Genomic DNA, 20,819 nt, shown 5'->3' with positions numbered 1-20,819 from the left:
CATGATAATTTCTTTCAGTTTATGGATCTCTCTTCAAATCAATCGAATACAGACGTTTGTATATCCAGTAACTGTTGAGAACTTTTTTAACGTAATTCCGGCTTTCCTCATATGTAATATACTCTGTAAATTCCGATTCTGTGGCACCTCTGTTACTACTTATCCAGCGATTAGCAGCATTGATACCGCCGTTATACGCCGCTAATACCTGACTATAATTGTTCTTATAAGAATTTAAAAGGTATGAAAAATGTAATATCCCGATCTGAATATTAAAACTCGGAGAATAGAGGTCACCCCATTTTAGGTTAGAACTTTTCGCTACCGCTTGAGCTGTTTCCGGCATAAGTTGCATAAGACCTTTGGCACCTGCCCACGAAGTACAGGATGCATCAAATCGACTTTCCTCCCGAATTAATGCCATAACTAACAACGGGTCTATAGCATAACGCTCTGCCAATGGCAAAATTAACTCCTTGTAATAAAGGGGATAACTCTTCTTCCAGATTTCTTTTGGCAGGATTGAAAGACTATTACTTCTAGAAAAAGATCCCCAGACGCTCTCTCCTACCTGAATTGCTGAAGAATAATTCTTGTCATTCTCATATAGACTGATTAAAAATAGTGACAACTCGTAGTCTTCAGAAAGTTTGCTTTTCTGCTGATACGCCCTCACCAAAACTGCCGCGTCTTCATAATCCCCGATGGATAAAAATGTTTTTACTCTGGGAATGGCATTTTTCCATTTATTGAATACAGGAATGATTCCCTTTGTAGAAAAACCAGGAAGTTTAAGGTTTAATTCGTTATGTGCAAGATGTCCATAATAATTATAATCATAGTCCTGAGCTATTTTAGTTAACAGAGTTCTGCTCTGCTCTTGATTTCCGAGCTTTGCGTGGGCTACTGCCCTTCGGTAATAGAGCTCCGAACTTAGAAATTTCGAAGACTTATGCTGTGATGCCGCCTCATAATAATAATTAGCGGACGCGATGTTATTTGAGTTATCAGCTATCCGGCCTAATTGATAATATATCCAGGCAGTTTTCGAATCATTCGGATAATAGGTAAGCTGCAACTTATATCCATCAATTACTTTATCTATTTGGTCAGTTTTCCAGTATATCTTTATTAGAGAGTCTAACGCTGACTTTCCTACTTGAGCACCTTTGTAATTGTTGGCTAGCTCAATATACGCCTCTCTTGCATTTTCACGATCGCCTTGAGCTTCCATCGCTGCTACCCGCTGAAAAAGCGCCCAGCCGGCATACTCAGAATTATCGCCAAGCAAAGCAAAATATCTTTCTGCATTAAGATTATCCTGTAGTTTTAAATGTATTAATGCCAGATAGTAATAAGCATCAGACTTTTTTTCTGCGGCGGGATACAAAAGCAGGAATTGCTCATATGCTTTTTTGGCTTTTAGCCAGTTTTTGCCATTATAATAACCAGTTGCCTTATCCCACAGGGTTTTTTCAGAAAAATAGCGCCACTGTTCCCGGTCAAAATAGTATTCGCTCATTTTCTTTTTTATCTTAGTGCTAAGCGGAAACTCCGGATATTTCGCTACAAGCTCCTTCGCATATTTAACAGCTTCATTTTCATCAGAAATCAAAGCCAGATAATAGAGCGCAAAATCTTGTAACGGAGAAGAACTCTTCGCAACTCGTTCAAACAACTTCACTGCTTGAACTCTATCATTCTCTTTATAGTATTTTTTGGCCAGCTTATAATCGTTGAGAGAATCTCCCCAGCAAAAAGCCCCGAGCATCATGAATAAACCAAAACAAAATAACTTTTTCATTTTCTATCTAATTACCCCCGAATTAATAATCAGTTATGAAATTTATAGTACCAGTATAATTAAAGATGGGTTTGAGGATCTTCAAGATATCATAAATGAGATTGCACGAGCGACAAAATCACACAGACGATACTTGCATTTATTATAACAGATTTACAGCGATTAATCTCTATTTACAAGCCATTCCGTCAAGGCATTGCATACTAAATATTTTTGTCATAAAAACGCTAAAAAAAAGGGAGGCCAAACAAATACTAACGCATTGACTAGCCTGACTTTTGGACTACAATACACCCAACTTTTACAAACTAGGATAAATGATCTAAAGAAAGGAGCAATGCGATGAATATTCTTGAGCGGATAAAGAAAGACCATGACACTGCAAAAAACATAATGGCAGAATTATCGATAACAAACGAAGAAACTATAAAATCACGGACGGACCTATTCACTACACTGAAAAACGATCTTATCCTCCACATTAAAGCAGAAGAAGATATCCTCTATAATCCGCTTAAAAAAGAAAAGGAAGCGGCGGAACGCATGCTCGAATCAATAGAAGAGCACCATATCATCGAATTACTTCTCAATGAACTGAAAAGCAGACCAAAATCAGAAGAACGTTGGCTGCCACAACTACGAGTACTCCGGGAAATCGTTGAAAACCATATTAGAACCGAAGAAGAAGAAGTCTTTGACCTAGCCAGAGAAATACTAAGCAAAAATCAATTGGAGGAAATGGGGAATATATTCGAAACAAATAAAAGGGAAACCCGTGGGAGAATGAAAATGGCTGCTTAATATTCTCGAAAAGACCTATCCCTAAGAGAAAAGAAAGGAGCAGGTAATGATGGACATTCTACAACTCATTAAACGAGATCATGATTTAGTCAAGAATGCTCTTACTGAATTAAAAAGCACAACTGATAATACTCTAAGTAAACGGCAGGATCTATTTGAGACCATACTTACAGAGCTTTCTCTTCACTTATCTACAGAAGAAGATACGCTTTACCAAGCGTTTAAAGGCAAAGCCCAGGTCCATGAATTATTACTCGAATCTTTGGAAGAACACTATGAATTAGAATCGATGCTCGACAATCTTAGCAAAATGCCCGTTGACCAAGAGCGCTGGATTCCCAAACTTGTTGTCCTCATCGAACTTCTCATCCTCCATGCAGGAAAAGAGGAAATCAAAGTATTTCAGGCGACAAGAGATCTGTTTAATAGCGAGCAGCTAAATGAAATGGGAAGGCAGTTCGAATTACGAAAAAATGAAAGAAGAACTGAAATAAAAAAAGCCGCATAAACAAATCAATACTAGCTATTTGATCTTTTCAAGTAGAGGACTTATCATCGGTAAGTCCTCTACTTTTTAGCGCCTCAAATTTCTAGCTAACCCAGGCAATATAAGGTTAAATCAGCAATTAGTCTGAAGAAAAACCATATCCTTCGCGACATTCACCCTGATACATGTTAAAATTTATTGTAAGGGACAAAAAACATGCGCAATAACAAACACCCAAACAATGAAAATAACTATCAAAGAATAGCTCAAATACTCACGACAAAACTTCTTCGATTTTTTGAAGAAGATGAGTACAAAACCATAGTGCTTATCAGTAATCAAGGAAACATACGAATACTGGACGGCCAATCAAGAAAAGTCTTAGCAACTTTCAGTTATTATGATATTAATAACGGTAAATTCGACCATTACCTCAAAACAATTCAGAAGAGAAAAACGAGAAATAAAATTATTTTTGATGAAAGTAATGCTTTAAGGAACAAGCTCCTGGAACTGCAAAATCATGCAGATGAGCTCTATTCACGAATAAGTTCCTTAGAGCAGATCGAGAGAAAATACTATCTCCTTATGAGGGAAAGCGAACAGCAGACCCCTCAAGTATACGAAAATGATATTAATAGCGGATATTCCACGAAGATCGAGGTATTGCAGAAAAAAGTAGCACGCCTAAGACGGGAAAATTTTGTATTGCGCGAAGGAGATGAGAAGGAATGCAGCGATGAACTTAACTCTATCAGTTATTTTGAGCATCGATTAAGAAATGCAGTAATTTCCCAACTATATACAAAAATCATCCGTTACGGATTCGATGAACATGATAATAATTGCCTTAGAAAATTCACAACCAGAGAACTAATAGAATTAAACAATGCCGAACCTAAATTAGTAATCGAACTCCTGCTTGAGACAAAACACGACAATCATTTGTTGCGCCGGCTGGGTGTCGAGAGGCTTTTGAAAAATATTAACCGGCAGTTTGAGATAGAACACATAATCCTGGCTCACACAATAGAAAACCAGGAGCTTATCGAAAAATTAAAATATTTTACCAACAATGCTTTGAAATTCTTCAATATGCTACCTCTCAACCTTCAAAAAGAATTATTGGAGAAGCTGAATAATTGTACACAGCCGCGAATTTGGAACGGCGCGTTCATTAAAGGTTACTATTTCCTCTACAATATTTTAGAATACTCAACACAGGGAAAACATATCCTTCACGACCTGAAATTCAGTGTAAATAACGATGTAAAAATATTATTTAAAGAAACACTTTATGAAATATTCGGCAACTTTGTCTTTATAGAAAAAAATCATCTTTATGTTATATCCGGAATTATCGGCATGGCTAATATGTTAAAAGAAATGAAGCAACAGAGCGTTATTAAAGGTATTTTCGGGGAATTAGTTGCTGCTTATTATTACAAAAAAGCTTACGAAATGGAAATATTGGAATTTCAGAAAAGGATTGAGACGTCAACAGGAACGGTAGGTGAGATCGATATAATCGCCCTGGATAAAAACAATATTCTCTGGGATATCGAAGTAAAAAACTGGAGTGTTACCAGTATAGCGGCAACAGAAACACTTGTCCGAAAAGTTACTGACCAGTTACAAAACAAAGCAAGAAAGAAATTTCTTGAACAATTAAAAACAGAATATGAAAACATAAGGAACATTAAGATAGCAACGATTAAACGTCGAGCAATCCTCGTTAAAGATACTCCTTATAAATCCCATATTGCCAAAATAAAAAATGATCCGTCAATTCTTATCGAAGTCATAGATCTGGTGCCTGAATGGCTCACAAAAGGCATCTACAATCCGATCATTTAATCCAGATAATTCTTTTCAAGTTTTCATTGAGAACCCCAAAGAACTATTTATTTCCTTCAACAGAATTGTACTTACTATTTATTATTAAGATATCTACTCTTCTATTCTTTGTTTTTCCTGCAAACGAAGTATTAATGGCTATTGGCCTGAACTCAGCATAGCCAACTGCTGATAATCTCTTTGGGGCCATACCTGCACTATGGATCAATAGTTCCGTAACATTGGTTGCCCGAGCTGTCGATAGCTGCCAATTGGACCTATACTGATCGTTACTAATCGGGACATTATCGGTATGGCCTTCTATTCTTATATAATTATCTGTTTTATTGAGTATTTTTCCCAGGTCAATAAGCCTTCGCGAAAACTCAGATTTTATATACGATTGACCGGAATCGAAAAGCAATGTCTCGTTCACTCTAATAACGAGGCCCCTATCATCAAGCTGCGTTGATACATTTGCAGTCATTTTATTCTCTTCTAAATATTTATCAATTACCCCCTTAACCTCTTCTAATTTATATGCTTCCATCGCTTCCTGCTCTCGTTGAGCTTCATTCTGCTTCTGAAGTTCTTCGAAATATTTCTTCATGTCTTGCTCGTCAGATTGCGGCGTATTTAAATAGGGGGTAATCTGCCCTCCTTCAAAATTGGTCATTTCCGGAGTTCCTACTCCAAGCGATATTTTCAGTGATTCGCTAAGTTGCTTGTATTTACTAGCATCGAGCATACTCAAGGCGTACAATACCACAAAAAATATCATAAGCAGTGTTATCAGATCTGCATAGGTAAGAAGCCAACGCTCATGATTAACCGGTTTTTCTTCATGTTTCTTTCTCATACTTATTTCTTTTTCTTTAACGTGATTTCAAACTCGGCAAGCTCTCCTTTTTCTAGAAAGCCCTTTAGTTTTTCAACCATTAAGGTTGGGGACGCGCCTTCCTGTAAAAGCAATAACCCTTCCAGAAGGAATTGTCGCTCATACAGCTCAGATTTGTCATAAGCCTTAAGCTTTGCACCTAAAGGCAGGTAGGCTAAATTAGCAAAAGCAACACCGTATAATGTCGCGATAAACGCCATAGCAATTGCAGGACCTAACTTAGACGGATCACTCAGATTACTTAAAACATGGACAAGGCCCATTACCGTACCGATGATGCCCATAGTAGGAGAAAAACCTCCGGCAGCTTCAAACACCTCGATTCCTACTTTATGACGAATTGAAGCTAATTCCATATGCAACTCCAGGATATCCTTAAGTGTATTGCTCTCAACGCCATCAACCATCAACTGTAAGCCTTTTTTTAAAAAAGGATCTGATATTTTATCAATTTCCTTTTCTAAGCTTAATAGGCCCTCACCTCTTGTAATGGCTGAGAGATCTCTGAAATAGTTAATTGACTCTACCAAATCTCTTTTCTTATAGGAAACCAGGATTTTTAGGGCTCCTGGCAGACTTTTAAGTTCACTTAAAGGGAAGGCTACTCCTATAGCAGCAATCGTACCGCCGAATACAATCAATCCGGCTGTAGGGGCAAGCAGCGCTGTTACATGACCACCTTCCAAAGTAAAGGCTAAGATCATGCAGGCAAAACCCCAGAGCAAAAATATTATTGTTGATAATTGCATTTTTATCCTAACTTACTAATTTATTAAAAGCACTAACTATAATATCGATATGAAAGCTTATTTCGTTTATGTTTTTTTACGAAAAATGAATTACGTGGTAATATATAGATATCATCACTAAGGAAATTTATTTCGTTATTATATATTTTATCATTAATCTTGCCGGAAGAAAAAATATACAAAAATTTAATTGGAAAATTGTTTCCTCCGGTAGAAATCATAAGGGGGTCGATTATCATTTTAGGGATAAAAAATTGTTCGACTTGTGGCAGAGTTTTCTCAGGTCCGGGAGATATCTGTATCGAATGCAAAAAAGCTGAGGAGAAGTCTTTTGAGGTCGTTTACAAATACTTAAGAGATTATCCGAAGGCAACGCTCTCTGAGGTTGCAGCGATAACAGAGGTATCAGAAGAACTTATATCGAAATTCGTAAGGGAAGGCAGAATAAAAGCTGTTAACCTTCCGATAACGGGTTCATGCATTGCCTGCGGCAAATCAATTGATAAAGGACATTACTGTGTCTCTTGTATTAGCAAACTAAAAGTCGCAACTTCACAAGCAAAAGTTGATCTTGATAAAAAAATAATGTCAAATACCAACAGAGAAGGCCCGTTAATAAAAAGATTGCTTGAGTAATATCATGTTTACTGCTTGAGATCCAGAATAAGTTTAACCTCGCCGACCCCGATACCTAACTTCTTAGCGATCTCAGTAATTGATTTCCCGTTATCTGACAGCTCGTAAATTATTTCCTGTTTAGTTCTATGCTGTTTATCAATCTGAGCAAAGGTTGGTAAAACGGCATTATTCTGTTCATTGAGTTCGTCGTCATCATCGTCTTCTTCTACAACTACTAACTTTTTCTTTAGGGGTTGCTTCTTATCTATCTGTTTCGCAGGTTTTTCGGATTCCGGCAAAGAGCCTTCCTGCTTTAGTGCCTCAAGAGAGATAATTTTCTGATCAATTTGGGATAATAATGATACCAGATAATCGGTCTTCTCCTGGAATTCGTGTGTAATTCTGTCCGACTTTTCCTCAAGTTCAGATATCAAATGCGAAACTAAATTTTCCAGTTCTTCGCTTGATGCCCGGCTAGCGATACCTTCATCTTCCGACATAAGCCGTTTCTTTTTTAGAAACATAGAAATTCCTGCAATTGATAACAGGAAGCCACCAGCCGAAGTAAGTATAATTATTACTATGCTATAATCGATTTTCATAAAAAACTTTCCAAAATTTGGTACAAAATGATTATTACTAACAATAATCGACTTAATGCTATCAGAAAAATGATGTTTACGGGAAATAGCAGACTTTCCGGTATCTACTAAAACCGGAGTCGTATTTACTAGCGCCTGTGGCCTAGCTACGTTGCCAGTAGTGACTTCTTCGCTCAAAAGTTTTTTTTCGGAAGAATAATCAACTTTACCGATAGTCACAGCATCCCTGATGTTTTTTGCCCAATCACTAATCAGACTTTCGGCAGTCGAATTATTATATTTCACATCATCTTCGTAAACACGGAATACTTCTCTGTTCCCAACAATAGCAACCAAGGCTGTTGTTCCATTCAGGACTTTAATCGAAGACAAATCAATCCCGTTATTGCCAATTTCAGCAAGCATATCAGCGACAACTTTAGCTCGAACATAAGGGCTCCAGTAAATACCTTTTGAATAGAAACGAAGAACTATTTCATTGTTAACGTATACTACACCCACGTCATGACCATTATATTGTTCTGCCATAGCATTAATAATAGGTACCGAAGCACCGGCACTACACCCTAAAAGACTTAATACTATCATTAATATAGTGATGAATTTTCTAAACAATTTCCCACGCCCCTTATAAATAGATACTTCCATGATTAAACTAAAAACACATTACCAATTCTTACTTAACTTAATCAGGGTTTCGATATATATTTGCCTTATCCCCACACTGCATACCACTATAATCTGTAACTATTCACGAAGTTACCATAATTACGCCGAAAAATCAAACTTTTGCCCAAGGTCTTCATCGGTAGGAATAATATATTTACTTTCTTTTCCATCATCTTCCTCATTATTTTTTTTGTGCCTGCCTTGATCTGACTTCCCTTTGTTTTCGTCTTTAATCCTGGCATCTTCAGCTTCAAAGGGCTCCATAATCGTCTCCCTTTTTTCATCTCTCACGCGTTCCTGAGTATCCGCGATGTGATGCTGATGTACTTTATTCTGTTCCTGGAAGCTTACCTTCGTACTGTCAGGACGATCATTGAGCATGCCGCTAAAATCAATTGAACCAATGTAACTCATGTTTTTTTTCCTCGTACTTATTTACTGTTATCTTGCCCTGATCAAAACCAAAAACTACACCTTCCATTTTCTTTCTTATTTTCAAGATTGTTCCATTAATTCTAATTTCTACTCCGGGCCACACACCTCTTTTAGCTACAATTACCGGCTCTAAAACATACTTTTTTTCTAACAAAAAATTTTTAAATTCAAGGAGTTCATCTTCCAACTCTTTTTTCTTATATTTACTATCATATATTTTTTCTCCGAATTGTTCTATAAGTTCCGCTTTTTGAATAATATTTAGTCTCTCTGATCTTTTAATATTTTCGATATTATTATAATTCTTCTTTATTAAGTCCTCTATATTATTAACGTTTTTCATGAGTTCAAAATAATGAATATAGAGCCCATCTTCTTTGTAATATTCTTTCGAATAATTTACGGATACTACCGTCCTGACATAAACATCCGTACCAATTTCTCCTGCTGCAAATGAGATACCGGCATTATACTCTCCGCCCAGGACCAGCCCTTCACCTGACTCACCACCAACAATAATTTTACCTCCGCAATTAATATTATTATGAAGCAACCATCTTTCTGCATACAAGTCTTTCCCGACAATAATCCTGCTATTCTCAACAAACCTTGCTTCGATATTTTTTTTGACTGTTATAACATTCTTCTCAGTAGCAACAATCCCATTTTTGACTATAAGACTGATTCCTGCCTCGATACTTCCTCCGATAGCATTGCCATTTATAGTAATATTCTTTCCGGCCTTCACATAAAACCCTTGTTCAACGTCCCCAAGGATCTCAATTTCCCCAACAAAATCAATATTGCCAACTGAATAATTAATATTTCCATTAACCCTGATCTTTTTTAAGACATCGATCTTATTATTTTTATAAGTGGGAGTGCCAGAACAGGCAGCATAAAACTTTAACCCGGCAGATGAAATTTTTATGTTCTTTCCGGTTTCCAGAGAAATATCTTTACCATCGATACCTCGCAGTTCTTTTCCAAAGATGTTCGTTCCTGATTTTGCTCTCGTTAATGGTTTCTTCTCAGCAAGAAGCGTGCCTTCCTCAACGTTCACAATATAGTTCAAGTCTTTAAAATTAGCACGTCCACGGGCATCAATCCTTGGTATTCCTGATTTTCTTTCTATTTCGAAATGGAATACGATCTGAGCATCTTCTCCATTTTTAGGGTTCACACCTTCAGCAATTATAATTTTTCGGGATTGATTGGAATTATGAAGAAAATTTGATCTCTTTTCGAATAGCTTCTTCTTAATACCGAACTTTATTCCTTGGGAAGCCAGCAATCCCAGCATCCGATCGTAATCAGGGAATTCTTCTATATCTTCATCAGTCTGAATAAATGCTGATAATTCATCATCAGATACGACTAACGAGATTCCTTCGGTTAAGATTGTATTCATATATTATTAGGATTCTATCAAAATACTACATCATGTCTTTTTAACTTTGTTTTTAAATGAAAAATAGCTTTTCCGTGAATCTGGGATATTCTCGATTCGGAAACTTTAAGGATTTTAGCAATCTCTTTTAAGGTTAATTCCTCATAATAATACAGATTAATAACCATTTTTTCTTGATCGGACAAACAATCTAAAGCTCTTTCAAGCATTTCTCTCTGCTCATTTTTTTGGATGAAAACGTCAATCCCTTCAGCATTCTGATCAACAATGGTATCTACTTTATTATCGCCTTCTTCGCCATAGCTATTATTAGTATCAAGACTCAACAAAAAAGACAGATTCACTTCAGCCATCAATTTGTCCACATCATCCTTCGAAATCTGAAGTACAGCCGCAACTTCCTCTACACTAGCAGGCTTCCCTTTCTGGAGTTCAACTTTTGCGAAAGCTTTCTCTAACATCTGGGCTTTTCTACATAACGCTTGGCCACCCAAACTCAGTCGGCGAAGCTCATCAAGGATGGAGCCGCGAATTCTAGTCATGGCGTATGTCTTAAACTGAACCCCTCGGTTTTCGTCGAATTTCTTAGCGGCATCGATCAACCCCCAGCATCCGATAGATACCAGGTCATCGTTATCTAAACCGGGAGGCAGATTAATGCCCATTCTACCGACAACATACTTAACTAGAGGGATATACTGGATGACAAGATGTTCTTTCTCTACAGAAAGTGCAACACTGGAAGCCTTTTTTTCTTTTTCATTAATTTTATAGGTATCAGCCAGATATGTCATAAATTCTCTTTTCTTCCGATCTTTAAATTATACTTTAAAAAACATAAAGATTCTAACACGTATCCTATGGTCGACTTTCTATCTCGCTTTGCTTCTGCTTAATTTTTTCTTCTAAACTTTTTCTTTCGTTATCCAGATCTGCTATTTTTCTGCGCTCCAGTACTGCTAAAATATTCCTCAAAACTATAAGTCCAAATACCGTTCCTATCAAATAAAAAATGAAAAATGAAAAAATTGCTCTCCCGATCAGACTATTAAATGAAACGTTTGATAAATACCCTGCAACAGCAACGATAACCATCGCAATCATCCCAATTGAAATGGCAATCATTTTTATCATCGCTATCCTCCAAAAAACGAACCTAGTCTTTCAAATAAATTCTTTATGCCACCTCGATGTACCGTATCTTTTCTATTTAATAATCGAAGTGCTATTTCCCTGACACATTTACTCGCCTGGCTATGAGGATATGACAACAAAAAAGGACTTTGCTGCTTTACGCATTTGGAAACAACCGGGTCAGAAAGAATATGACCTAAATACTGAAGCTGATGATTCAAAAATTGCTGAGTTATCATACTCATTGAATGAAAAACTTGAACTGCTTCCTCTTTGCTCTTTACCATATTAACAATAATGCTAATATCCGCATCCGGTTTTTTACCTACAATAGTTTTTATTATAGCATATGCGTCCATCATAGCAGTAGGCTCTGGAGTTGTTATAATTATACTCTCGTTACTTGCAAGAAGAAAATTGATCACTGTCGGAGCCATTCCTGCGCCAATATCGATGACCAATATTTTACTCATATCGACTTTGTCAAAGATCTCCAGTTGTTCAAAAAATATCTGCTGCTGCTCAAGGTTAAGTGAGGTTAATTCTTCAACACCAGAAACTCCGGGAATTACATTTATGCCGCCGCAACACTCGATTACAATTTCACCGAAGCTTTTCTTGTTGTTGATGACATGCCCCAGATTGTACTTAGGAGAAAGCCCGCATAGAACGTCAATATTTGCCATACCTAAATCAGCATCCAGAAGTATCACTTTCTGTCCTAACTGATTGAGAGCGATGGAAATATTGACAGAAAAATTGGTTTTTCCAACGCCTCCTTTGCCACTTGCAACTGCAATTGTTCTCTTGTTATTTAATACAGCGGCGGCTGGTCGATGTACTTTGGCTAACTCCCTTAATTTGTCTGCTTGGTCCATAATTTTTCCTTATGATTATTTCTTGTTAGTATTACAAAGACTAGTTCCTGTTCCCTTTTTGAAAAGGGATTATAGCTCTAAAACACTTTGTCCCATAATTTTTTCAAGTAGATCTCTGTCTTTTGCAACTTCTAAGTCGTCAGGAACATTCTGTCCGGTAGTAAAGTACGAAAGCTTTTTATTGCTATTGTAAAGAACATTTATGATAACGCCAAATGTCGAGGTTTCATCCAGTTTAGTGAAAACGATATTTTCACTCTTAATTATATCAAATCTGCTTACCGTATCCTCAACATCTCCATCTTTTGAGGTGGCAGAGATAACCAATATATTCTCAATTCCTGGACCACCCATATCTAAAAATTTCTTAAGCTCTTTCATCTGCTGTGTGTTTTTGGGGCTTCTTCCCGCAGTGTCTATCAAAATCAAGTCTTCTTCTTTGTGAGCGGCTAGCGTCTGCTTGAATTCTTCTGGGGTAAAAACCACATCAATCGGCACTCCGATTATATTCGCGTAGGTCTTGAGCTGTTCGATCGCGGCGATCCGATAAGTATCAATAGTAATCAAAGCGACCTTCTTTTTTTGCATAAGTGTATAATTCGCTGCTAACTTTGCAATAGTAGTCGTCTTACCAACACCTGTTGACCCGATGAAAGCGATAATTTTCTGCTTTTGCTTCGGCAGTTCGATAGGTCCGCTGGTTCTGATCATCGAAAGCAGTTCGGCTCGTAGAAACTGTTCGACTTTTACCTTGTCCCTCAAGTCTTTGCCCAACATCTCTTCTTCTAATTTTTTGACGATTACGGCGATAATATTTTCCTTAATACCTAAGGCAATAAGGTATTCAAAAACTCCTGACAGATTGCGGTTATAATTCTTTGTATTTAGTGATTTAATGGAATTTATAACGACCGACAGGTTTTGAGATAAATGACCGAGTTGGCTCTCTACCAGACTTATCTGTTTCGATAATTTCTCTAACTTCTCGTCACTTGCTACCAATACCGGTTTCGCAGCTTCATTCGAAGCCACATTGATCTTAAAATGGCTTCTAGGAGAGGCTCCCGGAACATTATTTTCGATATTGAAATATTCTTTCTTCTTGGCAACGAGATCTTCGAGTATATTGATTTCCCCTCCGGCAGTTACCTCGACCATCTCTCTGCCGAAAAGACCGAACATACCGCCTTCAAATACATTCCGGCTATGAAGTATGACTGCATCAGGTCCAAAATCCTGCTTCACCTGCACTAAGGCTTCCTTCATATCTTTAGCTTTATATTTTTTTATCCTCATCTCATTTCCACCATCCCTAGCGATCTAATTTCTACTTCAGGAACAATTTCGTTATAGGCAAGGACAACTAACCCCGGCATTGTTTTGTCTATCATCCTCTTCAAATGGGGCCGCACTATTGACGAACATAGGACAATAGGTTGATATCCTTGAGAAACAATTTTCTCTGTTTTATCTGCAATAGCACTGAACAGCCGCTGCAAATATTCAGGGGCCAGAGCGGTGAAAGCTCCCTGTTCCGTGTACTGAATCGAATCAGCGATGTTTTGTTCAATTTCGGGATCAAAGGTGATGACATGAAGCACTCGATCCTCATCAGCGTACTGTTTGGAAATTTGTTTTCTCAGTGACTGCCTCACGTACTCCGTTAAATGATCAGGATCTTTGGTTTTGATACCATAATCAGCCAAGGTCTCCAGAATAATCAGAAGATTTCGGATTGATACTCTCTCAGAGAGCAATCGATGAAGTACTTTTTGAACCTCTCCATACGTCAGCACCTTGGGGATTAATTCTTCAATAACTGCAGGATAGTTTTCTTTCACGTTCTCAATTAGGGCTTGAACTTCCTGCCGGCCAACCAGTTCAGATGCATTATTTTTTATGGTTTCTGTAATGTGGGTCGTCACAACAGCCGACGCATCAACGACCGTATATCCGAGTGCTACGGCCCTGTTCTTGTCATTTTGAGTTATCCAGGTTGCCGGCAACCCAAAGGTAGGTTCTGTCGTATCATATCCCTGAATCTTATCTTTGGCAGTACCCGGATTCATAGCAAGATAGCGTCCAACCATTAACTCCCCGACAGATACTTCTACTCCGTGCATTTTTATGACATATTTATTCGGTGGCAAATTCATGTTATCTCTTATTCTTATAGGTGGAACAATTATTCCAAATTCAAGAGCGGTCTGCTTCCTGATACTTGTAATACTATCCAGCAAATCTCCCCCCTGTTCGGGATCAACCAACGGGATCAAGGCATAGCCGATTTCCAACTCGACCGGATCAAAATGAAGAAGAGGCATGACGCTCTCAGGAGTGCCGGCTGATACTTTTTTCTCTTTTTCTTCTTCTTTCTTCTGTTTAATATCGTCTTTCTTCTGATTCTCGGACATAGTATAGGCCACATAGCCAACGAGTCCGGAAAGTATAATAAAAGGGATTTTTGGAATGCCCGGAATAAAAACCATAAAAAACGAAACACCCGCGGCTATAGCAATAACTCTAGAACTGGAAAACACCTGTGAAACAATCTGTTTGCCTAAATTCGATACCGAGGCAGCCCGAGTAACGATGATACCCGTTGAAACAGAAACCAGCAAAGAAGGTATCTGAAGGGTAATCCCGGCACCAACAGTGAGAAGTGTATAGGTTTGCAGTGCCTGAACAAAGGACATTTTTAGCTGCATAATACCAATAATAAAACCTGCGATGATATTCACCACAATAATAATTATCGACGAAATAGAGTCACCACGAATAAACTTCGTAGAACCGTCCATGGCGCCATAGAAGTCGGCTTCTGCGGAAATCGATTCTCGCTTTGCCCTTGCCTGGGATTCGGTTATCAGTCCGGCGTTGAGGTCCGCATCAATACTCATTTGCTTACCAGGCATGGCATCCAACGTAAACCTGGCTGCAACTTCTGCAACCCGCTGTGCGCCGCTCGTTATAACGATGAATTGGACAACGATCAGAACTATAAAGATAACAATCCCGACAACATAATTACCACCGACAACAAAGTTACCAAAAGCATTAATAATATTACCCGCTGAAGCATTAATAAGTATCGCCCTGGTAATTAATATACCCAGCGCTACCCGGAACATCGTCATAATAACTAAAAAGGATGGGAAAATCGAGAACTGGACCGGCTCAACCACATATAACGTCACAAGAAGCGTTATCAGTGAAATTGTCAGGTTAAAAGCAACCATAACATCGACAATAAACGTCGGGACCGGGAAAAGCATCATACCCAGTATTACAACAATACTAATTGCAACTAGAAGATCTGATCCACGCTCATTCTTTGCTGTAGCGGCTTGAGCCATTCGATATCCTTAGTCCACGCTGGTGCCAGTAAGCATAAGCAAAGACTACAATACAATATTTGTGTTATATGCAAAAATTTGTTACTTATTTCTATTATAGTTTTTATTTGGCCATTTGTGAAGGAACTTCAAGAAATAACCGGCATTACAAGAAAACTTTACTATAGCCCGAATGTTTTACCGGTAAGCTTGTTAACGTAGGTAAGAATTTCGGCAACCGCATTAAAGAGGTCCTGAGGTATCTCTTCCCCAATTTCCACGGTTTTAAATAGTGTTCTCGCCAGAGGTTTGTTTTCGATTATCGGTACGCCTGATTCTTTCGCAAGGTCCTTGATTTGTTCGGCAATAAGCTGGGCACCCTTTGCGACGACTTTCGGAGCGACCATATTGTCTGCATCATACAGTAACGCAACTGCAATATGGGTCGGGTTCGTTACCACCACGTCTGCCTTAGGGACTGAGGTCATCATACGGCTCCTCATCATCTGACGCATCCGTCTTCTGATCTCGCCCTTTATTTGTGGATTTCCTTCAGTCCTTTTTGACTCATCCTTTACTTCCTGCTTACTCATTTTAAGAGACTCTTCATGAGTATGCCTCTGCCAATAGTAATCAGCTATAGATATTATTATGAAAAAAATAGCTACTCTCAAAGATATCTGATAACATACATCCGCAATAGTAAAAAAGGCACTCGTCAAATCTGAGTCGATAAGAGGAATCAGGTCAGGAATAGCCTTCTTGATCACACCGTAAACTATCCAGCTAATTACAACAATCTTAAGCAGTGACTTAACAAGCATTTCTAAACCCCGTTTAGAAAAAATCCTCGCGAACCCTGTAAACGGATTAATTTTGTTAAAGGAAGGCTTGATCGGTTCAAACGAAAAAAAGAAACCGATTTGAGCATAATTGACGCCCACAGCAGCAAGTGCAATGATCAGCATAAAAGGCAGCAGGATCACAGCCATCTTTATAAACGCATCCATCTCATAAGCTAAAACATTTTGATGGGTAAAATCCATTTCGTGCAAATGGCTAAGAATATACTGCAAATAATTCTTTAACTGATCCATTATCCCCCTGCCAAAAAACTTGAGGAGCAGTAAGGCGGCAACAAAGGTTATGGTTGCAGATATTTCGCTACTTTTCGCAACTTGACCTTTTTTTCTTGCGTCCTGTTTTCTACGGGGGGTAGCATTTTCAGTTTTTGAAGGATCAGCCATTATTATTCCTCATCAGGGATTTCCTAATGCTTTTACAACAGCAAATAGATCATCTTTCATACTCATAATCAAATTAAGAAATACCGGATAAAAAAGAGTAAATGAAAACATGAGAAGTATCAGCCCGATTATAATCTGCAAAGGAATTCCAACAAAAAAAACATTTAATTGTGGAACCGTTTTAGACATAATACCTAAGGTAAATGTCAATATAAACAGAATTCCGGCTATAGGCATAGCAATCTGAAACCCAATGGAAAATATTCTGGTGAACAGATTTAGCAATAGATCAATTATTCTTCCATCAATAACAAGCCCATTGATTGGAATGACTTCAAAACTTTTAACAACTGCACTTATTAAATAGTAATGACTATTGGTTAACAAAAAAATCAATATGGCGATAAAGTAAAACAACTGACCTATAACAGAAGCCTGATCTCTGTTCATGGGGTCAACAACGCTCGCCATGTGAAGCCCCATACCCATATCAACCATCTTCCCTGCAAACTGAATAATATTCATAATAACCATTGCCGCGAAACCAATAATCACACCAACAAGCAATTCCCTGAAAAGAATAATAGCATATCCCAAAAAATCCATAGGAATTTCAAAACTAGTAGCTACCACTTGAGGCAGTATTACAAACGAAAAAAAAACAGAAGCAAAAACTTTTACTCGTTGAGGCAAGCTGGCAGCGCCAAAAACAGGAGACAAAACAAAAATACCGCTTATTCGAAGCAGTACTATTAGAAAAATCTGAAAATTTTTAAGTGTTATATCTAAAAAATACATTTACATTGCAAAATAATACAGATTAGTAAAAATCTTTGCGGTAAAATCAGTTATTACCGTCAGCATCCAGCCACTCAGGACTAAAACGGTGATACCGACAACGATCAGCTTTGGAACAAACGTGAGGGTGGCATCCTGAATCTGGGTCACTGCCTGAAAAATGCTGATCAGCAATCCAACTATTAACCCTGTGACTAAGGCAGGTGCTGATAACATCAGCGCGGTATAAGCCGCTTCCTGTGCTATTCCTATTACTATATCCTGATTCATTAGATACTCCTACATACTAGTCTAAAATTCAAACAGCATAAAAGTCAAGACAAAAATCACGACAGGGAAAAAGAAACCTGAGAATGAAAGAACGATTTGCAGCTAATGAAAGCTCATTACTAAAGATCTGGCAACCAAGCTCCATCCATCGACTAAAATGAACAAGAGTATTTTAAATGGCAAGGATATCATTACAGGAGGTAACATCATCATACCCATAGACATTAATAACGAGGCGATAACAATATCGAGAACGAGGAATGGTACAAATACTGCAAAACCCATTTGGAACGCTGTCTTAATCTCGCTGATAATAAAAGAAGAAATCAAAACATGGGTAGGAATGTCAGCCCTATTTTTCGGACGGGGAAGTTTGGCAAGTTGAACAAAAAGCGCCAAGTCTTTTTGCCTGGTCTGCCGAAACATAAAATCACGTAAGGGTGCCATTCCTTGCGTCATGGCTTCTTCTTGCGAAATCTTTCCGGCAGTGAAAGGCTTGACAGCATTATCATTAATCTTCGTAAACGTTGGTGCCATCACAAAAAACGTTAAAAACAAGGCTAATCCGACAATAAGCTGCGTCGGTGGGGCCTGCTGGGTTCCCAGCGCATTCCGAACAAAGGATAGGACAATGACAATCCTGGTAAATGAGGTCATCATAATTAATAATGACGGTGCCAGAGATAATACAGTTAATAAGATCAATACTTGCAGGGAGGTATTCATCTCCGCAGGCGAATTCGCCTGAGACACCCCGATATTAATGTTGGGCAGAGGAATAGGCGCTGCCCACGTCAATACGGGAAACAGGAACATAATTAAACCCAAGAAAATGAAAACATATTTTTTGGTATTTAACAAAAAACTATCTCCCTGACAGCTTATTAATATGGTCAAGTATTTTTTGAGAGCTTTGGGCAATCCTCTCGTCAACTGGAGAGCGTTTTTTCCCTAAAACACTTAAAAGACTACCTTTAAAATCCATAGAATCTACCGGTTTCTCAACTTTTTTCATTGCAGCTATCTTATCAGTATCAGTTATTTCACAGATAACATTAATAGCCTGGCTGGTTATCCCTAAAACAAAAAATCTGTCTACTATCTCAACAACATGGAGTGCCTGGTTTGGTTTTATATAAAAAGTATCGAGCACTGCGAAGTTAGTCCCTTCACCTTTCATCGACACTTTATTTTCATAAAATAACTTCAGGATTCTAATGGTGACATAGAGAAGAATGATTACTATCGTTAATTTCCAGATAAAACCAAATATTGACCTGAAAATGGATTTATTCTGAGATGCGGTTCCAGGTTCTTTGTAATCTTCCCATGACAGTTTTTCTTCCTGCTGCTGCTCGTTCTGGGATACAAAACTATCAGTGCCAGCGGGAATATCCGTAGCCAATGCCAATGCACATCCGGACAGAAAGGCAATCAACAGGATACAGCTTACTAGGAACGAAATTTTCCGTGAAATTTTAAGTTTGATCATAATTAATTATTATTTGCTTCATTTGTAGGATTTAATAACTCAGTGATCCTCAGTCCGAATTTCTCATCGATAACTACAACTTCACCTTTGGCAATTACTTTTCCATTTACAAGCAACTCAATTGGCTCACCCGCCAACCTGTTAATCTCGACAACTGATCCAGGACCTAAATCAAGTATATCTTTAATATACATGGTTGTTCGCCCAAGTTCAACCGTCAGTTCCATAGGAACATCAAGTATCATGCCAATATCATTTTTGCCTTGATATGCAGATTGCCTGTCAAAGGAAGAAAACTGCATCGATTGAGCTCTAGTATCCTGTTTGATCGGTTTTGACTGAGCGGCATTTCGAGAATTGTCGGTCCTTGATGGTGAAGATGAAACCGGGCTATCGCCTGAGAGTAAAGCATCTATCTCGTTTTGAGATAGCTCACTTGCTGCTCCAGGAGAAGATGAAGAAGAAGATTCGGAACTATCACCCTGTGCCATATTTGAAAGCAGAGCATCAATTTCTTCTTGTGTCATTTCTGTGCCCATTATATACTCCTCCCACTTTAAAAATACTTGCTACTTCTTTCAGCGCTATGAGCGTTCTAAAAAGTACCAATCAAAAATCCTGATACCATAAAAAACTTACTGGATAACAAATTCTTTAAAGTAGACGTTTTTAATTTTACCTTTGGTCATCGCATTATTTATTCGAAAAGCAATTTCTTGCCGCAAACTATCTTTTCCCTCAACACTACTGATATCCTTAAATGTTTTTGAGGAAAGGATATTTATAATGATATTCCGCATGAACGGGACCATCTTTTCTAATTCTTTATTAGCCCCACCCTCTCCTTCACCTTCTTTTTTCTTATCTTCACCAGCGAGACCTTCTATCTCCAGTTCTATGGTTGTCTTCAAATATCGCCTTCCATTATAGTCGATTAAATTAACGATAAAGGGTTCGAGTGGAAACATAGTACCCATTTCGACTGTCTTTTCAGCATGCTGCTTTTCTTCCGGTTTTTCAACCTTAATACTTTTATGCGTAGCAAAATATCCTGTAATTATTGTCAGTATAGCCATAATTACTAAGCCGCCGATTATTGCATGAAGAGGCGTTAAACCTAAATAAATTTTCTTTTTTGAGCCTTCAGGTTGTTTATTCTGATTTTCATTTTCGTTTTTTTCTTCTGCCAATATAACCACCTGTATTCGTTTTTATTCAGAAATTAATTTATATATATAATATATCACAAAACAAAACAAAGTTTTATCTTTTTTCATTCTCACTAATGCCCAGCGGCTTATCTGGTCCGGTTTACGGTTACGGACCAGCTCATAACCGCAAACCTTATCAGAAAA

General features: G+C 38.0%; 22 protein-coding genes. 4 read left to right on the top strand and 18 right to left on the bottom strand.

The window, feature by feature from the left end; translation table 11 throughout:
• Positions 1 to 19: 19 nt before the first annotated feature.
• A complete protein-coding gene (locus tag DKM50_10195) occupies positions 20 to 1,804 on the bottom strand; it encodes a hypothetical protein (GenBank protein ID PZM78922.1) in 1,785 nt (594 codons plus the stop codon).
• Between the two features lie 342 nt (positions 1,805 to 2,146).
• Between DKM50_10195 and DKM50_10190 the strand changes: the two genes are divergently transcribed.
• The 3 genes from DKM50_10190 to DKM50_10180 all read left to right on the top strand — a co-directional run bounded on the left by DKM50_10190 (position 2,147) and on the right by DKM50_10180 (position 4,949).
• Positions 2,147 to 2,605 (top strand): hypothetical protein, encoded by a 459-nt coding sequence (locus tag DKM50_10190; protein ID PZM78921.1) that lies wholly within the window; start codon positions 2,147 to 2,149, stop codon positions 2,603 to 2,605.
• A 46-nt stretch (positions 2,606 to 2,651) separates the two neighbouring features.
• The gene (locus DKM50_10185; protein PZM78920.1) at positions 2,652 to 3,113 is read left to right on the top strand and encodes a hypothetical protein; all 462 of its coding nucleotides are present in this window, start codon (positions 2,652 to 2,654) and stop codon (positions 3,111 to 3,113) included.
• Positions 3,114 to 3,308: 195 nt separating this feature from the next.
• Positions 3,309 to 4,949 carry a hypothetical protein gene (locus DKM50_10180; GenBank protein ID PZM78919.1) on the top strand — a complete coding sequence of 547 codons (1,641 nt, stop codon included), beginning with the start codon at positions 3,309 to 3,311 and terminating at the stop codon, positions 4,947 to 4,949.
• A 43-nt stretch (positions 4,950 to 4,992) separates the two neighbouring features.
• On the opposite strand, the gene DKM50_10175 is transcribed toward DKM50_10180, so the two are convergent.
• Positions 4,993 to 5,787 (bottom strand): chemotaxis protein MotB, encoded by a 795-nt coding sequence (locus DKM50_10175; GenBank protein ID PZM78918.1) that lies wholly within the window; start codon positions 5,785 to 5,787, stop codon positions 4,993 to 4,995.
• Positions 5,788 to 5,789: 2 nt separating this feature from the next.
• The gene (locus DKM50_10170; protein ID PZM78917.1) at positions 5,790 to 6,575 is read right to left on the bottom strand and encodes a flagellar motor protein; all 786 of its coding nucleotides are present in this window, start codon (positions 6,573 to 6,575) and stop codon (positions 5,790 to 5,792) included.
• Positions 6,576 to 6,734: 159 nt separating this feature from the next.
• Between DKM50_10170 and DKM50_10165 the strand changes: the two genes are divergently transcribed.
• Positions 6,735 to 7,211: a hypothetical protein gene (locus tag DKM50_10165; protein PZM78916.1), complete on the top strand. Its 477-nt coding sequence runs from the start codon at positions 6,735 to 6,737 to the stop codon at positions 7,209 to 7,211.
• 8 nt (positions 7,212 to 7,219) lie between these two features.
• Here the strand turns inward: DKM50_10165 and DKM50_10160 are convergent, their stop codons facing one another.
• The 15 genes from DKM50_10160 to DKM50_10090 all read right to left on the bottom strand — a co-directional run bounded on the left by DKM50_10160 (position 7,220) and on the right by DKM50_10090 (position 20,654).
• Positions 7,220 to 8,410 carry a hypothetical protein gene (locus tag DKM50_10160; GenBank protein ID PZM78915.1) on the bottom strand — a complete coding sequence of 397 codons (1,191 nt, stop codon included), beginning with the start codon at positions 8,408 to 8,410 and terminating at the stop codon, positions 7,220 to 7,222.
• A gap of 153 nt (positions 8,411 to 8,563) precedes the next feature.
• Positions 8,564 to 8,878, bottom strand: coding sequence for a hypothetical protein (locus DKM50_10155; protein PZM78914.1), 315 nt, complete (start codon positions 8,876 to 8,878; stop codon positions 8,564 to 8,566).
• The gene (locus DKM50_10150; protein ID PZM78913.1) at positions 8,856 to 10,310 is read right to left on the bottom strand and encodes a hypothetical protein; all 1,455 of its coding nucleotides are present in this window, start codon (positions 10,308 to 10,310) and stop codon (positions 8,856 to 8,858) included. The genes DKM50_10155 and DKM50_10150 overlap by 23 nt, the downstream gene beginning before the upstream one ends.
• 17 nt (positions 10,311 to 10,327) lie before the next feature.
• A complete protein-coding gene (locus DKM50_10145) occupies positions 10,328 to 11,104 on the bottom strand; it encodes a FliA/WhiG family RNA polymerase sigma factor (protein PZM78912.1) in 777 nt (258 codons plus the stop codon).
• Positions 11,105 to 11,168: 64 nt separating this feature from the next.
• Positions 11,169 to 11,444 (bottom strand): hypothetical protein, encoded by a 276-nt coding sequence (locus DKM50_10140; GenBank protein ID PZM78911.1) that lies wholly within the window; start codon positions 11,442 to 11,444, stop codon positions 11,169 to 11,171.
• Between the two features lie 2 nt (positions 11,445 to 11,446).
• Complete coding sequence (locus DKM50_10135) at positions 11,447 to 12,322, bottom strand: MinD/ParA family protein (protein ID PZM78910.1); 876 nt, start codon at positions 12,320 to 12,322, stop codon at positions 11,447 to 11,449.
• Positions 12,323 to 12,391: 69 nt separating this feature from the next.
• Positions 12,392 to 13,618, bottom strand: a complete 1,227-nt coding sequence (locus tag DKM50_10130) for a flagellar biosynthesis protein FlhF (protein ID PZM78909.1) — start codon at positions 13,616 to 13,618, stop codon at positions 12,392 to 12,394.
• Positions 13,615 to 15,678, bottom strand: coding sequence for a flagellar biosynthesis protein FlhA (gene flhA / locus DKM50_10125; GenBank protein ID PZM78908.1), 2,064 nt, complete (start codon positions 15,676 to 15,678; stop codon positions 13,615 to 13,617). The genes DKM50_10130 and flhA overlap by 4 nt, the downstream gene beginning before the upstream one ends.
• 161 nt (positions 15,679 to 15,839) lie before the next feature.
• Positions 15,840 to 16,904 (bottom strand): flagellar biosynthesis protein FlhB, encoded by a 1,065-nt coding sequence (flhB, locus tag DKM50_10120; GenBank protein ID PZM78907.1) that lies wholly within the window; start codon positions 16,902 to 16,904, stop codon positions 15,840 to 15,842.
• Positions 16,905 to 16,916: 12 nt separating this feature from the next.
• On the bottom strand, positions 16,917 to 17,702 hold the full coding sequence (gene fliR / locus DKM50_10115) for a flagellar biosynthetic protein FliR (protein PZM78906.1): 786 nt from the start codon (positions 17,700 to 17,702) through the stop codon (positions 16,917 to 16,919).
• Positions 17,703 to 17,972, bottom strand: coding sequence for a flagellar biosynthetic protein FliQ (gene fliQ / locus DKM50_10110; protein PZM78905.1), 270 nt, complete (start codon positions 17,970 to 17,972; stop codon positions 17,703 to 17,705).
• Positions 17,973 to 18,074: 102 nt separating this feature from the next.
• The gene (fliP, locus tag DKM50_10105; protein ID PZM78959.1) at positions 18,075 to 18,788 is read right to left on the bottom strand and encodes a flagellar biosynthetic protein FliP; all 714 of its coding nucleotides are present in this window, start codon (positions 18,786 to 18,788) and stop codon (positions 18,075 to 18,077) included.
• 49 nt (positions 18,789 to 18,837) lie between these two features.
• The gene (locus DKM50_10100; protein ID PZM78904.1) at positions 18,838 to 19,464 is read right to left on the bottom strand and encodes a hypothetical protein; all 627 of its coding nucleotides are present in this window, start codon (positions 19,462 to 19,464) and stop codon (positions 18,838 to 18,840) included.
• A 2-nt stretch (positions 19,465 to 19,466) separates the two neighbouring features.
• Entirely contained in the window at positions 19,467 to 20,003 is a 537-nt protein-coding gene (gene fliN / locus DKM50_10095) for a flagellar motor switch protein FliN (GenBank protein ID PZM78903.1), read from the bottom strand.
• 96 nt (positions 20,004 to 20,099) lie between these two features.
• A complete protein-coding gene (locus DKM50_10090) occupies positions 20,100 to 20,654 on the bottom strand; it encodes a hypothetical protein (GenBank protein ID PZM78902.1) in 555 nt (184 codons plus the stop codon).
• Positions 20,655 to 20,819: the final 165 nt, after the last annotated feature.

Source organism: Candidatus Margulisiibacteriota bacterium (assembly GCA_003242895.1).
Taxonomy (GTDB): Bacteria; Margulisbacteria; Riflemargulisbacteria; order GWF2-39-127; family GWF2-39-127; genus GWF2-39-127.
The sequence above is the reverse complement of the archived record's forward strand: the minus strand, read 5'-3'. Positions and strand labels throughout refer to the sequence as shown.

Bases quoted from the DNA above. Each gene is read 5' to 3' on its own strand.
- DKM50_10195 (PZM78922.1), bottom strand. From the start codon at position 1,804: ATGAAAAAGTTATTTTGTTTTGGTTTATTCATGATGCTCGGGGCTTTT.
- DKM50_10190 (PZM78921.1), top strand. From the start codon at position 2,147: ATGAATATTCTTGAGCGGATAAAGAAAGACCATGACACTGCAAAAAAC.
- DKM50_10185 (PZM78920.1), top strand. From the start codon at position 2,652: ATGATGGACATTCTACAACTCATTAAACGAGATCATGATTTAGTCAAG.
- DKM50_10180 (PZM78919.1), top strand. From the start codon at position 3,309: ATGCGCAATAACAAACACCCAAACAATGAAAATAACTATCAAAGAATA.
- DKM50_10175 (PZM78918.1), bottom strand. From the start codon at position 5,787: ATGAGAAAGAAACATGAAGAAAAACCGGTTAATCATGAGCGTTGGCTT.
- DKM50_10170 (PZM78917.1), bottom strand. From the start codon at position 6,575: ATGCAATTATCAACAATAATATTTTTGCTCTGGGGTTTTGCCTGCATG.
- DKM50_10155 (PZM78914.1), bottom strand. From the start codon at position 8,878: ATGAGTTACATTGGTTCAATTGATTTTAGCGGCATGCTCAATGATCGT.
- DKM50_10150 (PZM78913.1), bottom strand. From the start codon at position 10,310: ATGAATACAATCTTAACCGAAGGAATCTCGTTAGTCGTATCTGATGAT.
- DKM50_10145 (PZM78912.1), bottom strand. From the start codon at position 11,104: ATGACATATCTGGCTGATACCTATAAAATTAATGAAAAAGAAAAAAAG.
- DKM50_10140 (PZM78911.1), bottom strand. From the start codon at position 11,444: ATGATAAAAATGATTGCCATTTCAATTGGGATGATTGCGATGGTTATC.
- DKM50_10135 (PZM78910.1), bottom strand. From the start codon at position 12,322: ATGGACCAAGCAGACAAATTAAGGGAGTTAGCCAAAGTACATCGACCA.
- DKM50_10130 (PZM78909.1), bottom strand. From the start codon at position 13,618: ATGAGGATAAAAAAATATAAAGCTAAAGATATGAAGGAAGCCTTAGTG.
- flhA (PZM78908.1), bottom strand. From the start codon at position 15,678: ATGGCTCAAGCCGCTACAGCAAAGAATGAGCGTGGATCAGATCTTCTA.
- flhB (PZM78907.1), bottom strand. From the start codon at position 16,904: ATGGCTGATCCTTCAAAAACTGAAAATGCTACCCCCCGTAGAAAACAG.
- fliR (PZM78906.1), bottom strand. From the start codon at position 17,702: ATGTATTTTTTAGATATAACACTTAAAAATTTTCAGATTTTTCTAATA.
- fliQ (PZM78905.1), bottom strand. From the start codon at position 17,972: ATGAATCAGGATATAGTAATAGGAATAGCACAGGAAGCGGCTTATACC.
- fliP (PZM78959.1), bottom strand. From the start codon at position 18,788: ATGTTCCTGTTTCCCGTATTGACGTGGGCAGCGCCTATTCCTCTGCCC.
- DKM50_10100 (PZM78904.1), bottom strand. From the start codon at position 19,464: ATGATCAAACTTAAAATTTCACGGAAAATTTCGTTCCTAGTAAGCTGT.
- fliN (PZM78903.1), bottom strand. From the start codon at position 20,003: ATGGGCACAGAAATGACACAAGAAGAAATTGATGCTCTGCTTTCAAAT.